Raw genomic sequence first — 549 nt, forward strand, 5'->3', positions numbered from 1 at the left:
ACCGATTTGAACAAACCTCTGGTGTATCAGTTGTTCCGCCAGGAGCACCGCTGAGTAGCTACGTTTGGAAGAGATAAGCACTGAAAGCATATAAGTGCGAAACTCGCCTCAAGATGAGACATCTTTTAAGGGTCGTTGGAGATGACAACGTTGATAGGCTATAGGTGTAAAGGCAGTAATGTCATAGCCGAGTAGTACTAATTACCCGTAGATTTATAGCCTGATATGGTGCTACGAAAGTGCAGCAAGGTTACCTCTTTGTGAATGTTTTTATCGATAAAATAGGTATCAGGAATTAGGTATCAGGATCTAGCTATTAGCTAAGCCCTAACACCTAAACCCTAACACCTTATATACAACCTTTAGGGTGGTTTTAGCAGAGGGGCTCACCTGTTCCCATTCCGAACACAGAAGTTAAGCCCACCAGCGCCGATGGTACTGCGAAAGCGGGAGAGTAGGTCGCCGCCAGTTTTTTTTAAAAGTCTCATACATGAATTTGTATGAGACTTTTTTTTGTTATAAACTCAGAAAATCAATCAATGATCATTT

General features: G+C 41.9%; 2 rRNA genes. Both read left to right on the top strand.

Annotated features, from left to right (window positions below):
* Nucleotides 1-221 (top strand): 23S ribosomal RNA (locus RR877_RS10715); the annotation flags it as partial.
* Nucleotides 222-363: 142 nt separating this feature from the next.
* A 5S ribosomal RNA gene (gene rrf / locus RR877_RS10720) occupies nt 364-471 on the top strand.
* Nucleotides 472-549 lie beyond the last annotated feature (78 nt).

The organism is Aurantimicrobium sp., from assembly GCF_036667855.1.
Taxonomy (GTDB): Bacteria; Actinomycetota; Actinomycetes; order Actinomycetales; family Microbacteriaceae; genus Aurantimicrobium.